At 67.8% G+C, this 24,396-nt stretch carries 20 protein-coding genes and 1 riboswitch; of the genes, 8 read left to right on the forward strand and 12 right to left on the reverse strand.

Annotated features, from left to right (window positions below; translation table 11 throughout):
- Window positions 1-33: 33 nt before the first annotated feature.
- The 5 genes from CVV68_RS06580 to CVV68_RS06600 are packed head-to-tail and all read right to left on the reverse strand — an operon-like array spanning window position 34 to window position 4,201.
- Window positions 34-1,128, reverse strand: coding sequence for a YihY/virulence factor BrkB family protein (locus tag CVV68_RS06580; RefSeq protein ID WP_146238841.1), 1,095 nt, complete (start codon window positions 1,126-1,128; stop codon window positions 34-36).
- Window positions 1,106-1,663, reverse strand: a complete 558-nt coding sequence (locus CVV68_RS06585; RefSeq protein WP_110500205.1) for a 2'-5' RNA ligase family protein — start codon at window positions 1,661-1,663, stop codon at window positions 1,106-1,108. The genes CVV68_RS06580 and CVV68_RS06585 overlap by 23 nt, the downstream gene beginning before the upstream one ends.
- Window positions 1,664-1,665: 2 nt before the next feature.
- The gene (gene trpS / locus CVV68_RS06590) at window positions 1,666-2,694 is read right to left on the reverse strand and encodes a tryptophan--tRNA ligase (RefSeq protein WP_110500206.1); all 1,029 of its coding nucleotides are present in this window, start codon (window positions 2,692-2,694) and stop codon (window positions 1,666-1,668) included.
- A 16-nt stretch (window positions 2,695-2,710) separates the two neighbouring features.
- A complete protein-coding gene (locus CVV68_RS06595) occupies window positions 2,711-3,562 on the reverse strand; it encodes an exodeoxyribonuclease III (protein WP_438502614.1) in 852 nt (283 codons plus the stop codon).
- A gap of 27 nt (window positions 3,563-3,589) precedes the next feature.
- Window positions 3,590-4,201, reverse strand: a complete 612-nt coding sequence (locus tag CVV68_RS06600) for a hypothetical protein (protein WP_211320738.1) — start codon at window positions 4,199-4,201, stop codon at window positions 3,590-3,592.
- A 464-nt stretch (window positions 4,202-4,665) separates the two neighbouring features.
- Here CVV68_RS06600 and CVV68_RS06605 point away from each other — a divergent pair, with 464 nt between their 5' ends.
- Entirely contained in the window at window positions 4,666-5,694 is a 1,029-nt protein-coding gene (locus CVV68_RS06605; protein ID WP_110500208.1) for a M12 family metallopeptidase, read from the forward strand.
- A 228-nt stretch (window positions 5,695-5,922) separates the two neighbouring features.
- On the opposite strand, the gene CVV68_RS06610 is transcribed toward CVV68_RS06605, so the two are convergent.
- Both CVV68_RS06610 and glyA read right to left on the reverse strand, forming a co-directional pair.
- Complete coding sequence (locus CVV68_RS06610; protein WP_110500209.1) at window positions 5,923-6,795, reverse strand: bifunctional methylenetetrahydrofolate dehydrogenase/methenyltetrahydrofolate cyclohydrolase; 873 nt, start codon at window positions 6,793-6,795, stop codon at window positions 5,923-5,925.
- Window positions 6,796-6,799: 4 nt separating this feature from the next.
- Complete coding sequence (glyA, locus tag CVV68_RS06615) at window positions 6,800-8,086, reverse strand: serine hydroxymethyltransferase (RefSeq protein WP_110500210.1); 1,287 nt, start codon at window positions 8,084-8,086, stop codon at window positions 6,800-6,802.
- Window positions 8,087-8,261: 175 nt separating this feature from the next.
- Window positions 8,262-8,350, reverse strand: a riboswitch (ZMP/ZTP riboswitch).
- A 40-nt stretch (window positions 8,351-8,390) separates the two neighbouring features.
- Between glyA and purU the strand changes: the two genes are divergently transcribed.
- From purU to CVV68_RS06645, 6 genes are all read left to right on the forward strand, one after another.
- Window positions 8,391-9,266, forward strand: coding sequence for a formyltetrahydrofolate deformylase (gene purU, locus CVV68_RS06620; protein WP_110500211.1), 876 nt, complete (start codon window positions 8,391-8,393; stop codon window positions 9,264-9,266).
- 328 nt (window positions 9,267-9,594) lie between these two features.
- On the forward strand, window positions 9,595-10,587 hold the full coding sequence (locus tag CVV68_RS06625) for an aldo/keto reductase (protein WP_110500212.1): 993 nt from the start codon (window positions 9,595-9,597) through the stop codon (window positions 10,585-10,587).
- A gap of 176 nt (window positions 10,588-10,763) precedes the next feature.
- Window positions 10,764-11,522, forward strand: coding sequence for a LamB/YcsF family protein (locus CVV68_RS06630; protein ID WP_110500213.1), 759 nt, complete (start codon window positions 10,764-10,766; stop codon window positions 11,520-11,522).
- Window positions 11,519-13,300 (forward strand): 5-oxoprolinase subunit B/C family protein, encoded by a 1,782-nt coding sequence (locus tag CVV68_RS06635; RefSeq protein ID WP_110500214.1) that lies wholly within the window; start codon window positions 11,519-11,521, stop codon window positions 13,298-13,300. Before CVV68_RS06630 ends, CVV68_RS06635 begins: the two co-directional genes overlap by 4 nt.
- Entirely contained in the window at window positions 13,300-15,066 is a 1,767-nt protein-coding gene (locus CVV68_RS06640; protein ID WP_110500215.1) for an ATP-binding protein, read from the forward strand. The genes CVV68_RS06635 and CVV68_RS06640 overlap by 1 nt, the downstream gene beginning before the upstream one ends.
- Window positions 15,067-15,196: 130 nt before the next feature.
- Complete coding sequence (locus CVV68_RS06645; protein ID WP_110500216.1) at window positions 15,197-15,895, forward strand: GntR family transcriptional regulator; 699 nt, start codon at window positions 15,197-15,199, stop codon at window positions 15,893-15,895.
- Window positions 15,896-15,898: 3 nt separating this feature from the next.
- On the opposite strand, the gene CVV68_RS06650 is transcribed toward CVV68_RS06645, so the two are convergent.
- The 4 genes from CVV68_RS06650 to CVV68_RS06665 all read right to left on the reverse strand — a co-directional run bounded on the left by CVV68_RS06650 (window position 15,899) and on the right by CVV68_RS06665 (window position 21,338).
- The gene (locus CVV68_RS06650; RefSeq protein WP_110500217.1) at window positions 15,899-16,711 is read right to left on the reverse strand and encodes a putative hydro-lyase; all 813 of its coding nucleotides are present in this window, start codon (window positions 16,709-16,711) and stop codon (window positions 15,899-15,901) included.
- 34 nt (window positions 16,712-16,745) lie between these two features.
- Complete coding sequence (locus tag CVV68_RS06655; protein ID WP_110500218.1) at window positions 16,746-17,966, reverse strand: NRAMP family divalent metal transporter; 1,221 nt, start codon at window positions 17,964-17,966, stop codon at window positions 16,746-16,748.
- Window positions 17,967-18,191: 225 nt separating this feature from the next.
- Window positions 18,192-19,841, reverse strand: coding sequence for a flavin monoamine oxidase family protein (locus CVV68_RS06660; protein WP_245933386.1), 1,650 nt, complete (start codon window positions 19,839-19,841; stop codon window positions 18,192-18,194).
- A gap of 3 nt (window positions 19,842-19,844) precedes the next feature.
- On the reverse strand, window positions 19,845-21,338 hold the full coding sequence (locus tag CVV68_RS06665) for an amino acid permease (RefSeq protein ID WP_245933396.1): 1,494 nt from the start codon (window positions 21,336-21,338) through the stop codon (window positions 19,845-19,847).
- A gap of 446 nt (window positions 21,339-21,784) precedes the next feature.
- On the opposite strand from CVV68_RS06665, the gene CVV68_RS06670 reads away from it, so the two are divergent.
- Window positions 21,785-23,392: a PucR family transcriptional regulator gene (locus tag CVV68_RS06670; protein ID WP_110500220.1), complete on the forward strand. Its 1,608-nt coding sequence runs from the start codon at window positions 21,785-21,787 to the stop codon at window positions 23,390-23,392.
- 76 nt (window positions 23,393-23,468) lie between these two features.
- Here the strand turns inward: CVV68_RS06670 and CVV68_RS06675 are convergent, their stop codons facing one another.
- Window positions 23,469-24,269, reverse strand: a complete 801-nt coding sequence (locus CVV68_RS06675) for a nitrilase-related carbon-nitrogen hydrolase (RefSeq protein ID WP_110500221.1) — start codon at window positions 24,267-24,269, stop codon at window positions 23,469-23,471.
- Window positions 24,270-24,396: the final 127 nt, after the last annotated feature.

A 24,396-nucleotide genomic window follows, 5' to 3' on the forward strand; every position in this document is an offset into this window, starting at 1 on the left:
GGGGCAGGCGCAACGCCACGGCAGCGGACCGGGTTACACGGCGCGGCGTCCACGTGGGCGAAGGTCCGCGGCCCGTACTGCGGCGATGGCCGCGGCCATCAAGTAGACCTGGCTGAGCAGGAAGAACCAGACAAAGAGTCCCAGGATCACGGCAAAGGGTGCCAGCAAGGCATTGCTGGTGAGTCCGTTGAGCAGCATGGCGCTGAAGAAGCGCAGGATGGTGGCTCCGGCGCCGGAGAATACCGCTGCCAGCAACAGGACCCGCCGGGGCATGCGCACCCTGGAGGCGAGGCTGAACATCACCACCGCCACGGCCACGTCGAGGATGAACATCAGCACCACGGAGCCCACCCGGGCCCAGATGCCCGTGAGGAAGTCGCCCCAGCCAAGCCAGCCGCTGATGCCGCTCACTGCGGCGGTGCTGACCACGCCCAGCGCGCTGGTCAGCACCAGTGCCACGCCCAGCACAAGCAGGGTGCCGGCGTCGCGCACCTTGGACAGAATGGGATTCGTGCGGTCCCGGGCCAGGCCCAGCAGGGAGCGGATGCCTTCCCGGAGCCCGTTGATCCAGCCGAGGGAGGTGATAATCAGCGTGACGAGCGAGATGAGCAGGGTCAGCCCAAAACTACCCTTACCCAGCAGCTGTTCCGGCGTGGCCAGGCCACCGCCGCCGGTGTTGATGAGCCCGGGGGTGCTCTCGGCCACCAGGTTGATCACGGCGTTGCGCAGCAGCGGGTTGTCGGCGGCAAACATGCCCAGGATGGCAAATCCGGCCACCAGCATGGCGCCGACGGAGAAGAACATGAGATAGGCGTTGCCGGCAGCCAGCAGCTGCCCCCGGCGGCGCGTGTACAGGTTCCACACGCGCAGGGGGAACAGCCTGCCGCCCCGGGCCGAGAGCCACTGCGCCCCGGAGGACACGCGCGCCACAATCTTCCCGCCGTTCATGGCCGTGACAAATTCGGCGTGCCTGGAGTCGGACCAGGCCTGTAGGGCGCGGCGGTCCAGCGGGCTGGGCGGAGGCACCGGAGGCGCGGCCAGGGAACGCTTGGCCACCACTCCGGGCGCCACGGTGCCGGGAAAGTGCGCCGCCTCCACACCAGCCCTACGGCTGGGCTTCTCCCCCAAGAGTCAGCTCCTCGTGCAGGGCCCAGCCGCCTTGCGAATAGTCGTACAAGCCGATGCTGGTAACCTCAAGCTCGGCCTCGAAGCCTGCCATTTCCGCCTTGGCGCGGGCCATCGTGGCGGCGTCGAGGTCATGGGCCATGGTCAGGTGCGGATGGAACTCAAAGTTGAGCACGTGCTCCACAGGCCCGTCAAGGAGCTCCTTGTGTAGTTCCCTGCACTGCCCGGCGCCCTGTTCCAAATTCAGGAAAACCACCGGGGAGACGGGGATAAAGGTCCCCGTGCCGCGCAGCGAGATGGTGAAGGGGGACGCCTGCCGGGCAACTTTTCGGACGTGTTCGGCGGCCTCGCCCCAGGAGCTCCTGGCCCGTCCGGAAACGAGGGTGATATGGGCAGGCACGATGCCGTCGTCCGCGCCTGCGAACGATTCCCGCCAGGAGCCCAATTCCGCCGCGAGCGCGGGCGGCATCGTGATGATGACGCCCAAGCTGTCCGGATGCGGCGCCGGGGATTCCCCGCTCTGGCCAATGCCCGGCATGGTTATGCAACCGTCCCGAGTGGCGGCAGGAAGCCCACCTTGCCGTATGCGTCCGACAGTGTCACGGAAGCAATTGCGCGGGCCTTGGCCGCACCACGGGCCAACAGCCTGTCAAGCTCCGCCGGGTCGTCCAGGAGCTCCAGGGTCCGCGTGCGGATGGGCTCAATCCGGGCCACGACGGCGTCCGCCACGTCCACCTTGAGGTGGCCGTACATCCTGCCCTCATAGTCAGACACCAGGGTCGCAATGGGCTTGTCCGTCAGCGTCGAGAGGATTTCCAGGAGGTTGGTCACGCCGGGCTTGTTCTCCCGGTCGTAGGCGATCACGGTGTCCGTGTCCGTCACGGCCGACTTGATGCGCTTGGCGGTGACCTTGGGATCGTCCAGCAGGTTGATCAGCCCGTTGGGACCGGAGGCGGACTTGGACATCTTCGCCGTGGGATTTTGCAGGTCGTAGATGCGAGCCCCCTCCTTCTGGATGAAAGCCTCCGGGATGGTGAACGTCTCGCCGAAGCGGTGGTTGAAACGCTTGGCCAGGTCGCGGGCCAGCTCCACGTGCTGGCGCTGGTCATCCCCCACCGGCACACCTTGGGGGCGGTAGAGGAGGATGTCCGCGGCCATCAGCACCGGGTAGGTAAACAGGCCCACGCTGGCCATTTCCTGCCCGCCCTTTGCCGTCTTGTCCTTGAACTGGGTCATCCGGGACGCCTCGCCGAAACCGGTGATGCAGTTGAGGACCCAGGCCAGCTGCGCGTGCTCGGGTACGTGCGACTGCACAAAGAGCGTGGACTTCTCCACGTCGATGCCGCCGGCGATGTACTGCGCGGCGGTCTTGCGGGTCCGCTCACGCAGCTCCGCGGGATCCTGCGTGACGGTGATGGCGTGCATGTCCGGGATGAAGAACAGCGTCTGGTAGTCATGCTGGGTCTTCACCCAGTTCACAAGAGCTCCCAAGTAGTTGCCCAGGTGCAGGGAGTCCCCTGAGGGCTGCATGCCGGAAAGGACGCGGGGTCGGGTTGGGGTTTCACTCATGGATGCGAAAAATCCTCTAGAACTTGTAGTCGACGACCAGCGGTGCGTGGTCGGAGAAACGGGACTCGTACGACTCGGCACGGTCCACCACGGCCTGCTTCGCCAGGGCAGCGAGGCCGGGCGTGGCCATGTGGTAGTCAATGCGCCAGCCGGTGTCGTTCGTGAACGCCTGCCCGCGGTTGGACCACCAGGTGTACGGTCCATCGACTTCGCCGGCCAGTTCCCGGGCCACGTCCTTGAAGCCAATCTCCCCGCCAAAGAACCTGTCAAAGTAGGCGCGTTCCTCGGGCAGGAAGCCGGCACGCTTGACATTGCCCCGCCAGTTCTTGATGTCCAGCTTCGTGTGCCCCACGTTCAGGTCGCCCACGACCAGGGCGTGGTCGCTCGCAGCGGCGAGCTGGGGAAGGCGGCTGATCATGGTGTCCAGGAAACGGTACTTGTCCACCTGTTTGGGCGTGTCCGCCTCGCCGGAGTGCACGTAGGCGCTGACCACGGTCAGTGTGGCGTCCTTGCCGGCGGAGTCCTTGAGCACGTAGTCCGCCTCGACCCAGCGGCCGGTGGTGGCAAAGTAGTCCTCGCCGATCCCGACGCGCGTTGCGGTGGGTTCCAGGGAATCCTTGCGGGAGGCGATCAGAACGCCGGCCCGGCCCTTGGCCTCGGCCTCGGCGTGCTGCAGGTGCCAGTCCTCCCCGAGGAAGCCCTCCACAACGGCGTCCGGCGCGCGTACTTCCTGCAGGCACAGGATGTCCACCTCGCGTGCGGCCAGCCAGTCTGCCATACCGTGCTTGTAGGCGGCGCGGATGCCGTTGACGTTGACGCTGGCGATTCTCAAATGACCGTTTTGGGTTCCGTTGCTCACCTGATCCACCTTACCCGTTTCGCTCCTCCCGCTGCATTAGTCAAGAACGACGCCGGACACGGGCTCTTCGTCGTCGGGACCCTTGGTGCCTGGCTGGGTTTCGGCCGCACGGGCGACGTTCTTTTTGGCCATCGCCGCGTCCATCTTCGCTTCCTGGGCTTCCCAGTTCGGGTTGACCATGCCGCGTCCGTTGCGGGCCGTGATGTCGATGGTTTCCAGGGCGCGGGCCACCATGGCCTCATCCTTGCCCAGATATTCGTTGACCACGCCGATCTGGACGCTGATGATCTTGAAGGAGTGCTCCAGTTTCAGTTCCCGTGCCTTGGCGGCCGAGCGGGAGCCGGCGTCGTCGGACACGAGGTGGGTCCCGCCGTCGGCCGGGGCGCTGGCGCTGTTGCGCTGTGCCATCTCGGCCTGGGCCAGCTTCACCTGGCGGGCGCCAAAAGAGGCGGCCTTGTGCACCCCGACGTAGACGAGGGTGGAGAGCGCCAGCCAGCCGAACGCTATGACGGCGATGACCCAGCCCAGCACGGTGCTGTTGTTGGCGGCAAACACAATGGCCACCAGGAAGACGATGGCCAGCACAATGGTGCCAAGGCCGGTGAACTTGCTGGGTTTGGTCATTTTGCCAGGTCCTGGGGTAGTCATGGTTCCATTCTCTCAAACCGCGGCGGGTGCGGGGCCGCCTTCCACCACCGGCGAACGCCCCGACGTTCCCTCAGAACCGGGCCGTTTTGCCCCGACGCTCCCGCAGCGTCCATCCCACCACCACCCGTACCGGTCACAAGGCATGTGCCACCATGAGCCTGTCTGAAGCGCTCCCCGGCCGCGGCACCCGGTAGCGGCCGCGGCACCCGGCATCCGGCACAGAGTTTTTAAGTCCAGAAGGCGAAGGGCGCAAAGCAAGCTGCAGTCAGTGGTCTGTTCCAGGTTGAAGCGAACGCGCTGCCTGCCGGCCGCCGGGCCCCAGGCCCTTCAGGTGTCCTCCCCCTCCCAGAATGTCCGTGGCCCCCACTAGGCTGAACGCAACAGTTCCATGGGGGTATTGGCCCCCTCGGGCGACACCGGTGCCCGCCCCTGCAGGCGCCGCCCCCTGATCAAGGAGGATCAGCATGAGCGCCATCAATGCCCGCCCCGTGTGCAAGGCCGGCCCCCGGGTGCCGCGGCTTTTCCCGCCCGGGCTCGCCGACCGCCGGGCCAGACTCATCCGCCAGATGGACGCCCAGTGGGTGAACGGCACAGTGCTGCACTACTGGTTCTTCGACGGCCCGGAGCCTCAAAAACAGGCCGTCCGCGACGCCTTTGCGCACTGGAAATCCCTGGGCATCGGGCTGGAGTTCACCGAAACGGCGACCCGCAGCGAGGCCGAGGTCCGCATTGATTTTGACCAGGGCGACGGCTCGTGGTCGTACATTGGCCGGGACATCCTGGGCATTGCCAACACGGACGTCACCATGAATTTTGGTTGGGACCTGACCGACGACTACGGCCGCACCACCGCCCTGCATGAGATCGGCCACACGCTGGGCATGCCGCACGAACACCAAAACCCATTTGCCGGAATTGTTTGGGACGAGCCCAAGGTGTACAGCTATTTTGGCGGCGCCCCGAACAACTGGCCGCGGTCCCAAACCTTCCAAAACGTCCTCAAGAAGCTCAACTCACAGGAAGTGGAGGGATCGGACTGGGACCCGGACTCCGTCATGGAGTACTGGTTTCCGGCGGGGCTGATCCTGCGGCCCGAGCAGTACCGGGAAGGGCTGAACCCGCCCGGCGGGCTCTCCGCCCTGGACGTGGAATGGGTGATGAGGTTTTATCCCGCTCTGCCGATCGCCCCCCGGAGCCTGAGCGCATTTGCCTCGGCCCCACTGGTGCTGCATCCGGGTGGGCAGGCCAATTTTACGATCGTCCCCGAAGAGACCCGGAGCTACCGGTTCGCCACCTTCGGCACGGCGGACACCGTCCTGGTTCTGTTCGAGGAGGTGGACGGCCAGCTGCGCCATCTGGAATCGGACGACGACGGCGGTGAGGACCGCAACGCAACGTTCAAGGTGAAGCTGTTCAAGGGCCGCAGGTACGTGGCGAGGGTGCGGCTTTACTGGGCAGGCCAGTCCGGGCAGACGGCGCTGATGTACTGGTGAGAACTGCCGGCCCGGCTGTGGGGCCCGGCCCGGCTGTGGGGCCCGGCCCGGCTGTGGGGCCCGGCCCGGCTGTGGGGCCCGGCGCGGATCGGAAAAAGGGGGCTGGCGCGTGCGGATGGGTCCCGACGCCCGAGGGTCCCGCCGCGGTCTTATGAGCGTTGGGAGGACGACGGCGGAACTTGCGTTCCGGCGTCGTCCGCCCCATTTCCGTGAAGCGCCACCGTAGGCTCAGGAGCGCTCGGCGGCCTCGACCACGTTCGCCAGCAGCATGGCACGGGTCATCGGGCCCACGCCGCCCGGGTTCGGCGAAATCCAGGACGCCACCTCGTGGGCGGCCGGCTCCACGTCGCCGGTGACAACCGCCTCGCCGTGGCCGTCGTCGACACGGGAGACACCGACGTCGAGCACAATGGCGCCCGGCTTCAGGTCTGCCGCCTTGATCATGTGGGGCTGCCCGGCGGCGGCGATGACGACGTCGGCCCGGCACAGTTCCGCGGCCAGGTCAACGGTGCCCGTGTGGGCCAGGACCACCGTGGCATTGATGGATTTGCGCGTGAGCAGCAGCCCCACGGTCCGCCCGATCGTGACGCCGCGGCCCACCACCAGGACAACCTTGCCCTCGAGGTCGATGCCATGGCGCAGCAGCAGCTCCACGCAGCCTTTGGGCGTGCAGGGCAGGGGGGAGGTCATGGGCCGGTACACGTTGGCCACCAGGCGGCCCAGGTTCATCGGGTGCAGTCCGTCGGCGTCCTTGGCCGGGTCGATGGCCTCGAGCACCACGTCCGTATCGATGTGCGCGGGCAGCGGCAGCTGGACGATGTAGCCGGTGCAGGACGGGTCCTCATTGAGCCGCCTGACTGCGGCGAGGACCTCCTGCTGCGTGGCGGTGTCCGGCAGGTCGATGCGGATGGAGTTGATGCCCACCTCCGCGCAGTCCTTGTGCTTGCCGGCCACGTACCACTTCGAGCCGGGATCCTCACCCACCAGGACGGTGCCCAGACCGGGGGTGACGCCGCGGGCAGCCAGCACGGCGACCCGCTCCGTCAGCTCGGCCTTGATGGCAGCCGCGGTGGCCTTGCCGTCCAGGATTTGTGCCGTCATGCGCCTACCACTGCTCCTGGCCGGGGTACAGCGGGAAGTCGGCCGCGAGGGCCTTGACACGGGCGCTCAGGGCGTCGACGTCGGCGTTGCCCTTCAACGCCGCGGCGATGATCTCGGCAACCTCGGTGAACTCCTTGGCGCCAAAGCCGCGGGTGGCCAGGGCGGGGGTGCCGATGCGCAGGCCGGAGGTGACCATCGGGGGGCGGGGGTCGAACGGGACGGCGTTGCGGTTGACCGTGATGCCAACGCTGTGCAGGAGGTCCTCGGCCTGTTGGCCGTCCAGTTGCGAGTTGCGCAGGTCGACGAGCACCAGGTGGACGTCGGTGCCGCCGGTGAGCACGGACACGCCGGCCTCGGCCACGTCGGCGGCGTTCAGGCGGTCCGCGATAATCTTGGCGCCCTCCAGAACGCGCTGCTGGCGTTCCTTGAATTCCTCGCCGGCGGCGACCTTGAACGCCACTGCCTTGGCGGCGATCACGTGCATGAGCGGGCCGCCCTGCTGGCCGGGGAACACTGCGGAGTTAAGCTTCTTGGCCCACTCCTGCTTGGCCAGGATCACGCCGGAGCGCGGGCCGGCCAGGGTCTTGTGGACCGTGGAGGTGACGACGTCGGAGTACGGCACGGGGCTCGGGTGCAGGCCGGCGGCAACGAGGCCGGCAAAGTGGGCCATGTCCGTCCACAACAGCGCGCCCACCTCGTCGGCGATGGAGCGGAACGCGGCAAAGTCCAGCTGGCGCGGGTAGGCGGACCAGCCGGCGATGATGACCTGCGGCTTTTCGGCGATGGCCTGTTCACGCAGCTTGTCCATGTTGATCCGGAAAGTGTCCGGCTCCACCTGGTAGGCAGCCACGTTGTATAGCTTGCCGGAGAAGTTCAGCTTCATGCCGTGGGTCAGGTGTCCGCCATGCGCCAGGGACAGTCCCAGGATCTTCTCGCCGGGCTTGATCATGGCCGCGAGCGCGGCGGCGTTGGCCTGTGCGCCGGAGTGCGGCTGGACGTTCGCGTACTCGGCGTCGAACAGGTCCTTCACGCGCTGGATGGCCAGGTTCTCGGCCACGTCCACGAATTCGCAGCCGCCGTAGTAGCGGCGTCCGGGGTAGCCCTCGGCGTACTTGTTGGTCAGCACGGAGCCTTGGGCTTCAAGGACGGCGCGCGGGGCGAAGTTCTCGGAGGCGATCATTTCCAGCGTGTCGCGCTGGCGGCCCAACTCGTCCTTCAGGACGGCGGCAATCTCGGGGTCCAGCTCGGCGAGCGGGGCATTGGTCACGGACTGTGTGGGGGTAAAAGACACGTAAAGACTCCTGGGTGGACAACACGAAAAAACTCTTCTAGGCCAGATTATCCGGTGAACACGTGCACCGGCTGGGCGCTTCGTTGTGTGAAGCGGCCACGGATCCGGCACAGTTGTGCTTTTTCCGTTGGGGCGCGGCATGTCCACCGCCAAATCCCTGCATTGGCAGTCGTGACCCCGCGTCCCAGGCGTACGATCCCAGGGGTCCAAGCTCGTGCTGCTCCCCGGTGGTGTCCCACCTCATCGCCAGTCGCAACACTTAAACTGTAGTACAGGCTCACCGCGGGACGGTAACGTTGAACGGGTGACTGAACCGAACTCCCCCTCCGCGCACGCCCCCGGCGGATATGTCCTGACGCTCTCCTGCGCCGACCAGCCCGGAATTGTCCACGCCGTCTCCGGTTCCCTGCTGGAGGCCGGCTGCAACATCACGGACTCACAGCAGTACGGCAACCCGGACACCGGCACGTTTTTCATGCGGGTCGCCGTGGAAACCACGACGTCGTTCAGCCGCGTCCGCGAGCACCTCGACGGCGTGGCCGAACAATTCAGCCTCAATTGGCAGCTGCACCGCGCCGGCTCGCCCGTGCGCACCCTGATCCTGGCGTCCAAGGCCGCACACTGCATCAACGACCTTTTGTTCCTGCAGCGCTCCGGCACACTGCCCATTGAAATCCCGGCGATCGTCTCCAACCACCGGGACCTGCAGCCTCTTGCCGAGTTCTACGGCATCCCGTTCTACTACATTCCCGTCACGCCCGACACGAAGGCCGAGGCGGAGGCTGCACTGCTGGAGCTGGTGGCCGAGCACGAGGTGGAGCTGGTGGTGCTGGCCCGCTACATGCAGGTGCTCTCCGACGGCCTCTGCCGCCACTTGGAAGGACGGGCCATTAATATCCACCACTCGTTCCTGCCGTCGTTCAAGGGGGCAAAGCCGTACCACCAGGCCCATGCCCGCGGCGTGAAGATCATCGGTGCCACCGCCCATTACGTCACGGCCACCCTGGATGAAGGCCCCATCATTGAGCAGGAAGTGATCCGCGTGTCCCATGGGCACTCGGCGGAGAAGTTCGTCTCGGTGGGCCGCGCCGTCGAGGCCCGAACCCTGGCGCAGGCCGTGCAGTGGCACGCCGAACACCGCGTCCTCCTGGACGGCACCCGCACGGTCGTCTTCGACTGACGTTTCGCTGGGCCCTCGACCTTGCCGGCGGTCGGGTTTGTCCCGGCCGTTTAACCCCGCCCAAGGTACAGCTCCGGCGGCCCACACCCGCGTCGGGCCACCAGAGCTGCGCCCTCGGCGCCCACTGGACCGACAAATACCCTGAAGTCACAGCTCCGGCGGCCTCCCGAACAACGCCGAGTCCAAGTCCGGCGCATGGCGGATGGCGGAGTCCGGCGCATGGCCGTGGCGGAGTCCGGCGCATGGCCGTGGCGGAGTCCGGCGCATGGCCGTGGCGGAGTCCGGCGCATGGCGGATGGCCCCAGGCGAATTTGGCTAGGCTGGCAGCATGCAAACTCACATTTTGGGAAAAACTGGCCGCAGCGTCTCTGGGATCGGCCTTGGCACCTGGCAGCTGGGCGCCGACTGGGGCGACGTGCCGGAACATGAGGCGCTGGCAGTCCTCGCGGCATCCGCCGATTCCGGTGTGACGTTTTTTGACACCGCCGACGTTTATGGCGACGGCCGCAGTGAACAAATCATCGGCAGGTTCCTGCGGGAGCGTGGAGCCGGCCACGGCATCACGGTCGCCACCAAAATGGGCCGCCGAATGGACCAAATCCCGGAAAACTACGTCATGAAAAACTTCCGCGCATGGACGGACCGCTCCCGGAAAAATCTGGGCGTGGACACGCTGGACCTGGTCCAGCTGCACTGCCCGCCCACCGCGGTCGTCACCTCCGACGCGGCATATGACGCCCTGGACACATTGGTCGAGGAGGGCGCCATCGCCAACTATGGCCTCAGCGTCGAGACCTGCGACCAGGCCCTCGCCGCCATCGCCCGCCCGCACGTCGCCACCATTCAAATCATCCTCAATGCCTTCCGACTCAAGCCGCTGGATGCAGTACTGCCCACCGCCCTCGAGGCCGGCGTCGGGATCATCGCCCGCGTGCCCCTTGCCAGCGGCCTGCTCACCGGGAGGTACACGGCGGACACCAAGTTCGCTGCCAACGACCACCGCAACTACAACCGCGACGGCAGCCACTTCGATGTGGGCGAGACGTTCTCCGGCGTCGACTACGCCGTGGGGCTGGAGGCCGCCGGCCGTTTTGCCCAGCTAGCCCAGAGCCTGGACGGCCCGACGACGGCGCAGGCGGCACTTGCCTGGGTGGCCCAGATCGACGGCGTCAGCTCCGTCATTCCGGGCGCCCGCTCCACGGCCCAGGCGGCTGCCAACGCGGCTGCAGGTTCCGTGCCGTCGCTTGGCCCCGATTTCAACGACGGCGTCCGGGGCATCTACGACGAGCTCCTGCGCGAAAGCATCCACCCCCGCTGGTGACCCCCAGTGCGGGCCCCACGCGGGCGGGCCCCCGTGCCCGCACCGCAGCCCGCCTGCCGGGGGGCCGGCGACACGAAGGGGCCAGGCGGCTTCGACCAAGCCCGGGCGATTATTGTTGAACAATCTTGTGAATTAGGGCATTCTTAGAGAACCACTTCACGAGACCGGGATCACACATGCCTTTCATAGACCTCAATTCAGACGTCGGCGAGTCCTTCGGCAACTGGACCATGGGTGACGACGCCGCCATCTTCACCTCCGTCTCCAGCGCCAATGTCGCGTGCGGCTTCCACGCCGGGGATCCGAGCACCATCGCCCGGACGTGCCGCGAGGCCGTGGCAGCCGGGGTCACGGTCGGCGCCCACGTGGGCTACCGGGATCTGGCCGGGTTTGGCCGCCGCTTTCTGGACTGCTCCCCCACCGAGCTGGCCGACGACGTGCTGTACCAGCTGGGCGCCCTCTCGGCGATGGCGCGCGCAGCCGGAACCGCCATCAAATACGTCAAGCCCCACGGCGCGCTCTACAACACCATCGTCCACCACGAAAAGCACGCCCAGGCCGTGGTCGACGCCGTGAAGGCCTTTGGCACGGACCTTCCCCTGCTGCTGCTGCCCGGCTCGGTGGCCTTGGCCCGGGCCGAGACCGCCGGGCTGCGTGCCGTGGCCGAGGCCTTCGCCGACCGCAGCTATACGCCCGAGGGCACCCTCGTGTCCCGCCGCGAGGCCCACGCCGTGCTGCACGACCCCGCCCAGGTCGCCGCCAACATGGTCCGGCTGGCCACCGAGGGCACCGTGACCGCCGTCGACGGCAGCGTCATCCCCATGCCGGCGGAAAGCATTTGCGTCCATGGCGACACCGCCGGCGCCGTCGCCATGGCTGCGGCCGTGCGCGCCGCGCTGGAACAGGCCGGCGTGCAGATCAAGAGCTTCACGTGAGCGTCACCGCCACCCATTTCGCCGGAACCCGCGCCGTCCTCGTGGAACTTTCCGGGCTGGAGTCCGTGCTGGCGCTTTCAGCCAGGCTGACGGAATCACCCCTGCCCGGCCAGCTCGACGTCCTGGCCGCCGCCGAAACCGTGCTGGTCAAGTTCGATTCCCGCGCTGCAGCGAGGTCCGGGGCCGGCGCCGTCAAGGCACTGCCGCTCGGGACCGCACCCGAGGACACCGGCAAGCTGGTGGAGATCCCCGTGCACTACGACGGCGCCGACCTCGCCGCGGTTGCCGGGCTCACGGGACTGAGCGTGGAGGCCGTGGTCGCCGCCCACTCCGGCCAGACCTGGCTTGCCGCGTTCGGCGGCTTCGCCCCCGGCTTCGCCTACCTGCTCGGCGAAAACAACACCCTAAACGTCCCGCGCCGGAGCACCCCGCGGACCAACGTCCCCGCCGGCGCCGTCGCACTTGCCGGCGGCTACTCCGCCGTCTACCCGCGGCAGTCCCCCGGCGGCTGGCAGCTGATCGGCCACAGCGACGCACTCCTGTGGTCCCTTGAACGTGACAGCCCGGCCCTCATCCGCCCGCGGGACCGGGTCCGTTTTGTCCCCGCACGTCCCCGCTTGAGCGTGAAGCACGACGCCGATCCCGGCTCGGGAGCGACGGCCGCCGACACCCGCTCCACCGACGGGCACGACAGCGGCCCCGCCCTGGGCGATCTGGCCGTGCCCGGTGCGCAGGAAACCGCCGCGTCGGCCCCCGGCGCGCCTGACGCACAGGGCACAGCGCCGCAGGGGGCCGGCGCCCTGGAGGTCATCTCCCCCGGGCTCCAGTCACTCATCCAGGACCTGGGCCGCCCCGGCCTGGGCGAGTTGGGCGTGTCCGCCGCCGGCGCCGTCGACACGGCCTCGGCACGGCAGGCCAACCGCCTCGTCGGCAACCCGCCGGGAGACGCCGTCGTCGAAAATCTCCTGGGATCCCTGCGCCTCAAGGCGGACATGGACCAGGTCCTGGCCGTCACCGGCGCCCGGACGGAGCTGACAGTCACCTCTGCCGGCCACCCGGAACGCCACCCCGTGCAGGACGCCCCGTTTGCGCTGCTGGCCGGGGAAACCCTCACGCTCCAGCCAGTGGCCGAAGGGCTGCGCTGCTACGTCGGCGTGCGGGGCGGCATCGATGTGCCCGCCGTTCTGGGCAGCCGTTCGACCGACCTGATGTCCGGAATCGGCCCTGAACCGCTGGCGGTCGGGAGCAGGCTCCCGACAGGACAGGTCCGCGGCGCCCGCGTCGTCGGGTACCCGGAACCGCCAACACTGCGCGCTGCCGCACCGGACGGCGCCACCGGGCTGCGCATCACGGCAGGGCCGCGCGAGGACTGGTTCGGTCCGGCGGGGCTTGCCGCGCTGACCCGCCACAGCTGGCTGGTCAGCGCGGAATCAAACCGGATCGGCGTCCGGCTGGCACTGGATGCCGGCGGCACGCCCCTGCACCGGGTCCGCGAGGGCGAACTGGCCAGCGAGGGCGTGGTCTGGGGCGCGCTGCAGGTGCCGCCGTCGGGCCTTCCCATGCTGTTTCTTCCCGACCACCCGGTCACGGGCGGCTACCCGGTCATCGCCGCCGTCATTCCCCAGGACCTGCCGGCGGCCGCACAGCTGCCCCCGGGTTCGCGCGTGCGCTTCAGCCTGGTGGACCCCGACACCTTGGCGCCGCTGCCGACGGCACCACCCGAAAATCCGGCCCTGCCGGGCCACCGCCGGCCCAGCAGCCACGAAGGAAGCCACTGATGAAAAAAGTACTGATTGCCAACCGCGGTGAGATCGCCGTGCGCGTGGCACGCGCCTGTGCCGACGCCGGTCTTTCCTCCGTTGCGGTGTACTCCGAACCGGACGCCGACGCCCTTCACGTGCGCCGCGCCGACGACGCGTATGCACTCAACGGGCGCAGCGGCGCCGACACCTACCTGAATATCGGCAAGCTGATCGATATTGCCGTCCGGTCCGGGGCGGACGCTGTGCACCCGGGGTACGGTTTCCTGTCCGAGAACGCCGACTTTGCCCAGGCCGTCCTGGACGCCGGGCTGACGTGGATCGGACCGCCGCCGCAGGCCATCCGGGACTTGGGCAACAAGGTCACGGCGCGTGAAATTGCCGTCCGCGCCGGCGCCCCCCTGGTGCCCGGCAGCGACGGCCCGGTCGGCACCGGCGCCGAGGTGCGCGCCTTCGCCGAGGAACACGGCCTGCCGGTGGCCATCAAGGCCGCCTTTGGCGGCGGCGGACGCGGCCTGAAGGTTGCCCGCACCATGGAAGAAATCGACGACGCCTTTGACTCCGCCGTCCGGGAGGCCACCGCCGCCTTTGGGCGCGGGGAATGCTTTGTGGAACGCTTCCTGGACCGGCCCCGCCACGTGGAGGCGCAGGTCCTGGCCGACCGGCACGGGAACGTGGTGGTGGTGGGCACCCGCGACTGCTCTTTGCAGCGCCGGCACCAAAAGCTCGTTGAGGAGGCCCCGGCACCATTTTTGGGTGAGGAGCAGCGGGCCAGGATCCATGCCTCGGCCAGGGCCATCGCTCTGGCGGCCGGCTATGAAGGGGCGGGCACGGTGGAATACCTGGTGGCCGACGACGGCACCGTTTCCTTCCTCGAGGTGAACACCCGCCTGCAGGTGGAGCACCCGGTCACGGAGGAAACCACGGGCGTGGACCTGGTGGCCGAGCAGTTCCGCATCGCCGCTGGCGAGCCGCTGCGCTTCACGCACGACCCCCTGCCCATCGGCCATGCCTTCGAGTTCCGGCTCAATGCCGAGGACCCGGCGCGCGGCTTCCTGCCGGGTCCGGGCACCGTCACGGCCTTTGAGCCCCCGACCGGTTCGGGCATCCGGGTTGATTCCGGCGTACGCAGCGGATCGGTTGTACCCGGCGACTATGACTCGTTGCTGGCCAAGCTGATCGTGCACGGAGCCGACCGCGCGCAGGCCCTGCGACGGGCACGGGTGGCCCTGGACGAAATGGTCATATCCGGCCTGCCCACCGTGCTGCCATTCCACCGCGCCGTGGTCCGCGACCCCGACTTCACCAATGCCGAACGCTTCGGCGTCCACACCACCTGGATTGAATCGGAGTTCGCCGCCACGCTGGCCGCTTCGGACGAGATCGCCCGTTCAGAGCCCGGTGCCGAACGCGAGGAAATCACCATTGATGTCGATGGCAAGGCCTTGCGGATCGGACTTCCGGCCCATCTGCTGGCCGCACTGCGCCATGGCGGCGGGACAGACACAGCCGGCGCCCCGGGCGCTGTCCGGGCGGCTGCCGACGTCGGCGGTGCTGCTGCTGCTGACGACGGTGCGGAACTGGCTGCACCAATGAACGGCAGCCTGGTCAAGTGGGCGGCCGACGATGGCGCCACTGTCTCTGCCGGAGATCCCATTGCGATCCTCGAGGCCATGAAAATGGAAACCACGATCTCCGCACACCGCTCCGGCACCGTGGCGCGAGGTCCGCAGGCACCCGGCGACGAAATTGTGCGCGGCGAGGCGGTGTGCCGGATCGAATAGGCCGGCCGGGCACACATCACCGGACAGCCCGGGCCTCAACCCCGAGAATCCGCCCTACCCGGCGCGCCTGCCCCACTCCGACGAGCCCCGCCCGGCGTGGGAGCCCCGCCCGGTTCGATAGATTGGAGCCATGCCAATGAATGCTGCCCTCGATGACCTGTCCCGGCTCGACCCGGCCGCCCATGCCCACACCGGCGAGTGGGTGGCGTCGGTGCTGCGCGCCAGGATCGCTGACGGCCAGCTGCATCCTGGCAGCAAGCTCTCCGAACTCGCCCTCGCCGCAAAGCTCGGCGTCTCCCGCAACACGCTGCGCGAGGCATTCACCGTGTTGGACGGTGAAATGATCATCACCCGCATCCCCAACCGCGGCGTGTTCGTCGCCGCCCCCGGCCGGGAAGAGATCCGGGAGATCTACCGGGTGCGTCGCATGCTCGAGCCCGCCGCCGCCCTGTGGGGGCCGGACCTGGACGTTGACGCCTTAAAGTCCGTGGTGGCCGACGCCCGGCGGGCTCTGGCCCGCGGCTCGGTGGCGGACATGGCCAGCGTCAACCAGCGCTTTCATGAGGTCTTGATCCGGGGCACCGGAAGCCAGGGCCTGGAGGAAATGATGACCCGGGTCCTGGCCCAGATGCGCCTGGTGTTCCACGCCATGAGCGGCGCACCGGACTTCCACAGCCACTATGTTGAGCTAAACGCCGCCCTTGCGGAGCTGCTGGCTGCCGGGCGCCGGGCAGAGGCGGCCCAGGCCCTCCGCGACTACCTTGACCGCGCGGAAGCGGAACTGCTGGCCCACTTGGCAGCGGACGCGCCGCAGCCGACGGGGAAGTAGCGGTCAGGGGACCAGGTACCGGCTGTCCCGCGCATCGGTGATGAGCATGTGGCCCGGTGCATGGCCGATCGCCAGGGCGGGCCGTGACTCCATGATCGCGGCCTGGGGAGTAACACCGCAGGCCCAGAACACCGGGAGGTGGCCCGTCGGGATTGACACGGGGTCCCCGAAGTCCGGCCGGCCCAAGTCGGCAATGCCGATTTCCGCCGGATTGCCGACGTGCACGGGCGCACCGTGCACAGCAGGGTAGCGTGAGGTGATGCGCACGGCGTCGGCCACCTGGGACGCCGGAACCGGACGCATGGAGACCACCATTGGTCCCGAGATCGACCCTGCCGGCGCACAGCGAATGCTGGAGCGGTACATGGGCACGTTGACGCCCTGGTCGATGTGGGCAATGCTGATGCCGCCGTCCTGGAGCGCCGCCTCAAAGGTGAAGCTGCAGCCCACGATGAAGGTCACCAGGTCCTCGCGCCAGTAGCCGGAGATGTCGACCGGTTCGGCAACCATCGTCCCGTTCTCGTACACGGTGTACCGGGGAACATCCGTGCGGATGTCCCCGCCGGCCAACAGCGGCCCGCTGGTCTCACCGGCGTCGAGCACTCCGAGGATGGGGCAGGGCTTGGGGTTGCGTTGGGCAAAAAGCAGCACGTCGAAGGCCAGCGCCTTGGGCACGATGATCAGGTTGGCCTGGGCAAAGCCTCGTGACCAGCCCGCGGTGGGCGAGACCAGCCCGGCCCGGAAGAGCGCGCGGGCGGCAGCGGGGGCCAGCTGCCCGGGCTCTCCCGGCAGTGCGGGGGTGCCTGTTTTGGTCATCGTCGGGTCCTTCGTGTCGCGTCGGCCGTGGTCTTTACGAGGTCCAAAGAAGCGCCAACCCGGTCAGCGACTTCCAACCCAGAAACAGCGTCAGCAGCCAAGTCAGGGCGCCCAGGACCAGCAGCCACTTCGGGTACACGTAGCCGTGCAGCAGGTCGCGGCGGCGCAACGCCACCCAGAGCAGGATGGCGAACCCGACCGGCAGGATCAGGCCGTTGAAGGCGCCGGCGAAGATCAGGAGCTTTTGCGGGGCCTGGCCCAGCAGGACATAAATGACAGCGCAGACGGCGATGAAGACCACAATCAACAGGTTGCGCTTGCGCTGCGAAGTGGTGGACTTCGTGATGAAGGAGACCGAGGTGAAGGACGCGCCGATCACGGACGTCAGCGATGCCGCCCAGAGAACCACGCCGAACATCCGCATGCCGATCTGGCCGGCGGCGGCGCCAAAGGCCTCGGCCGCCATGTTGTTGCTGGTCAGCGTCACCCCGCCTGCCACGACGCCAAATATGGCCAGGAACAGCAGGACGCGCATGATGCCGGTGACGATGACGCCCAGGATGGAGCTGCGGGCAATGTCCTTGACATTTTCGACACCGGTGACGCCGGAGTCGAGCATCCGGTGCGCCCCGGCATAGGTGATGTAACCGCCGACGGTGCCGCCGATCAGCGTGGTGACAATCAGGAAATCAATCTTGTCCGGCAGGATCGTGTTTTTCAGGGCCTCGCCCACTGGAGGGGCTGCGACGATCGCCACGTACAGCATGAGCAGGATCATCACGGCGCCGAGGAGAACCACGATGCGGTCCAGCGCCAGGCCGGCCTTCTTGGAGAGGAAGATCAGGATCGCAACGGCGGCCGAGATGGCGCCGCCAATTTTGGGGTCCATCCCGAGCATGGCATTCATGCCAAGTCCGGTGCCGGCAATGTTGCCAATGTTGAAGACCACGCCCCCGATGAACACCAGGGCTGCCAGGAACCAGCCAACGCCCGGCAGCACCTTGTTCCCCAGCTCCTGGGCCCGGAGGCCGGACACCCCCACCACGCGCCAGACGTTGAGCTGGACAACGACATCCACCAGGATCGAGAGGAAGATCGCGAAGGCGAACGCCGCACCCAGCTGGACGGTAAACACCGTGGTTTGCGTGATGAACCCGGGGCCGATGGCGCTGGTAGCCATGAGAAACATGGCACCCAGCAGGGCTGTCCTCCGCGAAGGGGCTCTCAGTTTGGGCTTGGTGCCGGTCTTGGCCATGGTTCCATCCATCAGGGTTTGGGTGACCGCAGTCACAAAGGTGATGGACAGAACACTACAGGTTGTTGAACAATCATGGCAAGAAGGTTGTTCAACAATTTTTCCATCGGAGCCTGACTTTGACGCTGCGCATGGTTGCCGGCCAACTGTGCGCCACTTCTGAAGTGGCGCACCACCAAGACTCAACCGTGCGCAGCATCAAACCGCGATCACGGCACCGCCGCGTCAGTCCAGGGAGATCGGGCCATACTCGGACAGCAGTTCGCCCGGGCCCGGATTGCCGGGCGCGGACAAGCCGCCAAGGTGGCGCACCACGCCCCAGACGGCATTCAGCGCGGTGGTGACGGCGCCGTCGGCCCAGCCGGCCGTCCAGGAAACGTCGTCGCCGGCCAGGAAGATGCCGCGCTGCGAATCCGGCAACCCGTCCTGGTCAAAGTGCGTGAACAGGCGCTGCTGGTAGCGGTAGTGGCCGGGCAGGTTGGCCTTGAACGCGCCCATGAAGTTGGGGTCCGCCTCCCAGGACACAGTGATGGGCGCGCCCACAATGTGGCTGGCGATGTCCACGCCCGGATAGATCTGCGCCAGTGAGTGCAGCATCAGTTCCACCCGCTCCTCGGCGGAGAGCGCCAGCCACTTCAGGGCGTCGTCGTTCCAGGTGTAGGAGAGCAGGATGACGGCTGGCTTATCGGGGCCGTTGTCGAGCAAATAGGTGGCGCGGTTGAGCCGGTCGGTCAGCGTCATGGACATGGTTTCGCGGCCCGTGGCGGGGTCGATGTCCTTCCAAAACGGCCGGTCCACCATCACAAACGTCTTGGACGACTGCATGTAGTGCGAACGCTCAATGGCCGTCCACATGGGCGCCGCAAACAGCGATTCCTCCGTGTTGATGCGCGTGGACAGCAGCCACGACTGGCAGCTGCTGACCACGGCCGCAAACCGCCGAACCCTCCCCCACCGCTCCGTAATCTCGATCGAGCCGTCGTCGGCCCGGACAATTTTCGCCACGGCTCCCCGCGGCGAGCCAGCGTGCAGCGAGCTCAGCGAGGTGCCCTCCGGCCAGAATTCCATGCCCGACGGCGCGTCCCGCCAGAGTGTCTCGGGGAGCCTTTGTGCCCCGCCCACAATGCTGCGGTGGCCGTCGTCGGCGTCGGTGTAGACCACCCGCAGGATTTCCAGGATGGAGTTGGGGAAGTCGGTGTCCCACCCGCCCGTGCCAAAACCCACCTGGCCAAAGGCCTCCCTGTGGCCGAAGCCGGCCTTCCTGAAAGCGGCCGAGCCGGCAATGAAGCCGTAAAATGTCTCCTCGTCCAGTTCCGGGACCAGGGCGTTCCACAGCTCCTTGATGCGCTTGGTGTCCCGGGCCCGGATGGCGTCCTGCATCTGTGCAAATGCCGCCCCGTCGTTAACGGCGTCCTTCCAGGCGGCCGCCACCTCGCGGAAAAACTCCGGCAGCTCCGCCCCGGTGGCGGCGTAGTGGCGCTCCCCCGCCAGTTCAATGACGGTGCTGGAGGTGGCGTCCGCCAACGGGTTGGGGAACGCCTCGGTGGACAGCCCCAGCAGGTCCACGTAGTGGTAAAACGCGCGGCCGGAGACGGGGAAGCGCATGCCGCCCAGATCCGCGGTGACGTCGGGGGCCCCGGCAAACGTGGCAGTGCGCAGCCGCCCACCCAGCTGGTCCGCCTCAAAGAGGACGGGCTTGAGCCCCATTTTCATCAGCTCGTACGCGGCAACCAGGCCGGAGAGGCCGGCACCGATGACGGCAACTTCGGTGCCGTATGCCGCGGCCGGGACGCTGCCCAGGCCGGCCGGGTGCGCCAGGTAGTGGTCGTAGCTGAACGGGAAGTCCGGGTTCAGCATGGTGATGTCCTCAGTCATTGCCTATGGGGCCTTCGTGTCGGGTGAGGTGGTCGCCGGGGCCGGGGACCCGGCGTCGAACATGTCAGTGGATTCGAGGGACAGGGCGGAGAGCTCCCGGTATTCGGCGTCGCTCAGGGCGGCCACGCGGGAGTGGCGGCGGCCGTAGCCGAAGTAGGCCAGCAGGCCCACCAGCATCCAGGCCACAAACACCACCCAGGTGATGCCGCCCAGGTTGACCATCAGGTAGATGCACATGAGCGAGCCCAGGATGGGGGTGACCGGGTAGAACGCCACCCTGTACGTGCGCTTGAGGTCGGGGCGGTTGCGGCGCAGGTAGATCACGGCCACGTTCACCAGGGCGAAGGCGAAGAGCGTGCCGATGCTGGTGGCGTCGGCGAGCGCGCCCAGCGGGATCAGTCCGGCGGTCAGTGCGACGGCGATGCCCACGATCAGCGTGCCGGCCACCGGCGTGCCGCGCTTTTCAGAGATGCGGCCGAAGATCTTCGGCACCAGGCCGTCGCGGGACATGGACATCAGGATGCGGGTCTGGCCGTAGAGCACCGTCAGGACGATGCTGGCGATGGCGAGCACGGCGCCCACGGAGAACACCAGGCCCATCCACGGCTGGTGCGTGATTTCCAGGAGGATCTGGACCAGGGCGGCCTGGGTTCCTTCAAACCAGGTCCACTGGCGGGCGCCGACGGCGGCCACGGCCACCAGCACGTACAGCGAGGTGACGATGACCATGGAGAGCATGATGGCCCGGGGCAGGTCGCGCTGGGGGTTTTTCGCCTCCTCGCCGGCGGTGGAGGCGGCATCGAAGCCGATGTAGGAGAAGAATACGCGCGACGCCGCCGCCGAAACGCCGGCGGCGCCCATGGGCATCAGCGGGCTGAAGTTCCCGGCGTGGAAGGCGGTGAACGCGATGGCGCAGAAGAACAGCAGGATGATGATCTTGACAAACACGATGACGGTATTGATCCACGCGCTTTCCTTGGCGCCGCGCACCAGCAGGAACATGGCCAGGAGCACAATGGCCATGGCCGGCAGGTTCAGGAAGCCGCCGGAACCCGGTGGCTGGGAGATGAAGTCCGGCAGCGCCCAGCCGAAGCTGGCCACCGCCTCGTTGATGTACTGCCCTGCGCCGACGGCCACGGCCGCCACCGAGACGGCGTATTCGAGCACCAGGCACCAGCCGCAGATCCAGGCCATGCCCTCGCCCAGGGTGGCGTAGGTGTACGAGTAGCTGGAGCCGGAAACCGGAACCATGCCTGCCATTTCCGCGTAGGAGACGGCCGAAAGCAGGGCGGCGATGCCGGCAATCAGGAACGAGATGAACACGGCCGGGCCCGCCAGCGGCACGGAGTCGCCCAGGATCACCAGGATCCCCGTGCCCAGGGTGGCGCCGACGCTGATCATGGTCAGTTGCAGGACGCCGAAGCTGCGCACCAGCTTGCGGCCGTCGGAGCCGTTGCCGGCCTCGTGGAGCATCTGGCCCAGCGGTTTGCGGCGCATGAGCTGGGTGCCCAGTCCGACGGCGGGTCCGCCCCGGGTGCCGCGCTGCGGGCCGGGCTGTCCGTCGCCCTGCGGGCCACTGGCGGTCGCCTTTGACCGCGGGCCGAGCTGATCACGTAGTGTCATCCTCTAAATCCAATTCTTTTCGTGTCCTGCCGGTGCAGGCGGGCTTTCCCCTCACACAACAATAGGGCTGTGACGCCCGTCTCAAATTGTGCAAAACGTCCTGTACTGTTTTTGCATGAGACAAAATGCACCACGGGCCACCGCTGCTTTCAGCTTCACAGGCGGTACCGCCGGCGTGGACCCGGCTGTGATTCGGGCCAAGCTGTCCACCGCCCGAAACCCCGCCGGGCCAGGGCAGCCACCGGCCACGGTTAAGGCTACCGCCCATGGCCGCAGAACTCTTCACGGAGCCGCGCCGCACACGTCGCTGCGAGCCACCCATGGCGGCTGACGGCGCCGAGGGCCGCGTGCGGGCCCTGCCGCTCTCCGACGAGGAGGTGGAATCCCGCTTCCGCTCCGTCACCCTGGGGCAGTTCCTGGCCGAGCTCCCCTCCGAGTTGCTCATCCTGCACGAGGGCGACCTTGACGCGCGCCTGCGCTGGGTGGAACCCAGCGAGCTCGAGGATCCCACCCCCTATCTGATGGACGGGGAGTTTGTCCTCACCGCCGGGCTCCCCCTGATGGCCGACGGCGGATCGGCAGATGCGATTGAGGCGTACGTTGGGCGGCTGGCCGGCGCACGCGTGTGTGCCCTTGGCTTTGGCCTGACCCCCTACCACGACGAGGTGCCCCCGGCCCTGGCCGCGTCCTGCCGGCGCCACGGGATCACGCTGGTGGAGGTGCCGCCGTCGGTCCCGTTCGCGGCGATCGGCCTGCAGTTTGCGCAATTGCTCGAATCCGACTCCGCCAAGGTGTTCCGCAGCCTGGCGGAAACTAATCGGCTGCTCATGCGTTCGGTGCTGTCCCCGCGGCCGGACCAGGAGGTTCTGGGCACGCTGGTGCAGCGGGTGCCGTGCTGGGCCGTGCTGGTGGGGGCCGACGGAAAGGTGCGGGCCCGCGCCGGGGCCAACCCGGCCGACGTCGTCCTGCTGGGGCCACTGCTGGAGCGGCTGTTCCAGGGGTCCGGGCCGCGCGTGGAGGTGGACAGCCATCCCGCGCCGGGGTCCGAATTTGTGGTGGGCCACCCGCTGCGCAGCAACCGGGACGTCAACCTGGGCGCGCTGGTGATTGGCTCGGCGGAGCGGCTGGCGCCGGCGCACAACAACATTGTCTCGGCCGCCGTCGGGCTCCTGGAACTGCTCTCCCGGCAGCGCACCAGCGGATCCCTGGCCCCGAGCCAGCTGGCCACGGCCCTCCTGCTGCATCCGGAGACACTCGCCGGCGGGACGTCGCGGCAGGTATCGGCGGCCAAGGACCTCATGGCGCAGAGCCTGTCCTCGACCCGCTCCGCGCCCATGCGCGTGGTGCAGGGCGTCAACGTGGACGCGCCGCAGTGGCGCAGCACCGACAGCCCCGTGCGCGAGCTGCTGCAGTGGCGGCGGATTTTCGACACCAAGCTCGTGGAGATCACCGAGTACGGTTTCGCCGCGGTGACCCGGCTGAAGGTGGACGATTCCGCGGTGACCGAGGTGGAGCGGCTGGGCTGGCGGCTGGTGATCGGGGATCCCGTTGAGCCCAACGACCTCCCCGCCGCCTACCAGCGGGCGGGGTCGCTGCGTGTCCGGGCGCGCTCCACGGCCCAGACGCTCCGCGTGGATTCGGTGACGTGGTCCGTCACAGGGCTGCTGGGGCGTGAGGCCGGGACCATGCTGGCCGGGCAGGTGCTGGGGCCGCTGCTGGAGCTCGAGCCCGAACGCCGCGAGGTTTTGGTGGACGTGCTGCGCGCCTGGCTGGCCCACAACGGCAGCTGGGATGCCACAGCCAAGGCGCTCACGCTGCACCGCAACAGCGTCCGGCGGCATATCGGCACGGTGTTCGATCTGCTCTCCCGCGACCCCAACGACGCCCAAACCCGCGCCGACCTCTTGATCGCACTGCAGTATCTCTGACCCGCATCTATGTTGCAGATAATCGACCGGGAAGCGCTTTCATTCAGGGTTTCGGGCCAAGATGTGCAACACAGATCTAGGCTTGGCGGTCCCAATCGCGGTACAGCTCGGGGCGCCGCTCGGCCAGGTACGGCACGTCCCGTCGGCTGCCCCGGATGGCGTCCGCGTCCAACTGCGCGTAGAGCAGTTCGGCGCCGGGGCCCGCTGTGGCCAGGAGTGTCCCGCCTGGCCCGGCGATGACGCTGCCCCCGCCAAAATCCACCCCGGATTCAGTGCCGCAATGGTTCGCGTAGCCGATGGCCACGTGGTTTTCCAGCGCCCGTGCCCGCACTATCACCTGCGGGACCTCGGCAAAGCCGTGCGCCAGGGCCGTGGGCACCAGCACGACGTCGGCCCCCCGCACCGCCGCCGCGCGCACCGTTTCGGGGAATTCAACGTCGTAGCAAATCACCAGGGAAACGTTCAGCCCCTTGAAGTGCACGACACCGGGCGGCCGGGTTGCTCCGGTAAATGCCGTCCGCTCGTGCACACCAAAGAGGTGCACCTTCCCATAGCTGAGCAGTTCAGCCCCGGCCCCGTCGAGAAGGGTGGCCGAGATGTTCAGCCCGGTGCCGCCGTCGTGCATGGGAAGGCTGTAGACCAGCCCGATCCCGTGGCTGCGGGCCGTCTCGGCCAGTTCGGTCCGGATTTCCGGCAGGAGCGCGGGGTCAAACTCGGCGTGGATGCGCAGGGGGTCGTAGCCAAGCGGGAACAGTTCCGGTGTCAGGAGCACGTCCGCACCCGCGGCCGCAGCGTCCCTGGCGGCGTGGCGGATGGTGTCCAAGTTGGCGGCGACATCCAACGGGGCGGCGTTGGCCTGCAACAGTGCCAGCAGCATTCTTGCGGCTCCTCAATCAAGTGGCGTTTATTCCACAGTAGTGCCGGGAGCTCGGGGCTAACGGGGCGGAAACCACCACGGAGCGTCAAAATTGGGATGAATTACCCGTTGCCCGGGCCGCACGTTG

Source organism: Arthrobacter livingstonensis (assembly GCF_003219815.1).
Taxonomy (GTDB): Bacteria; Actinomycetota; Actinomycetes; order Actinomycetales; family Micrococcaceae; genus Specibacter; species Specibacter livingstonensis.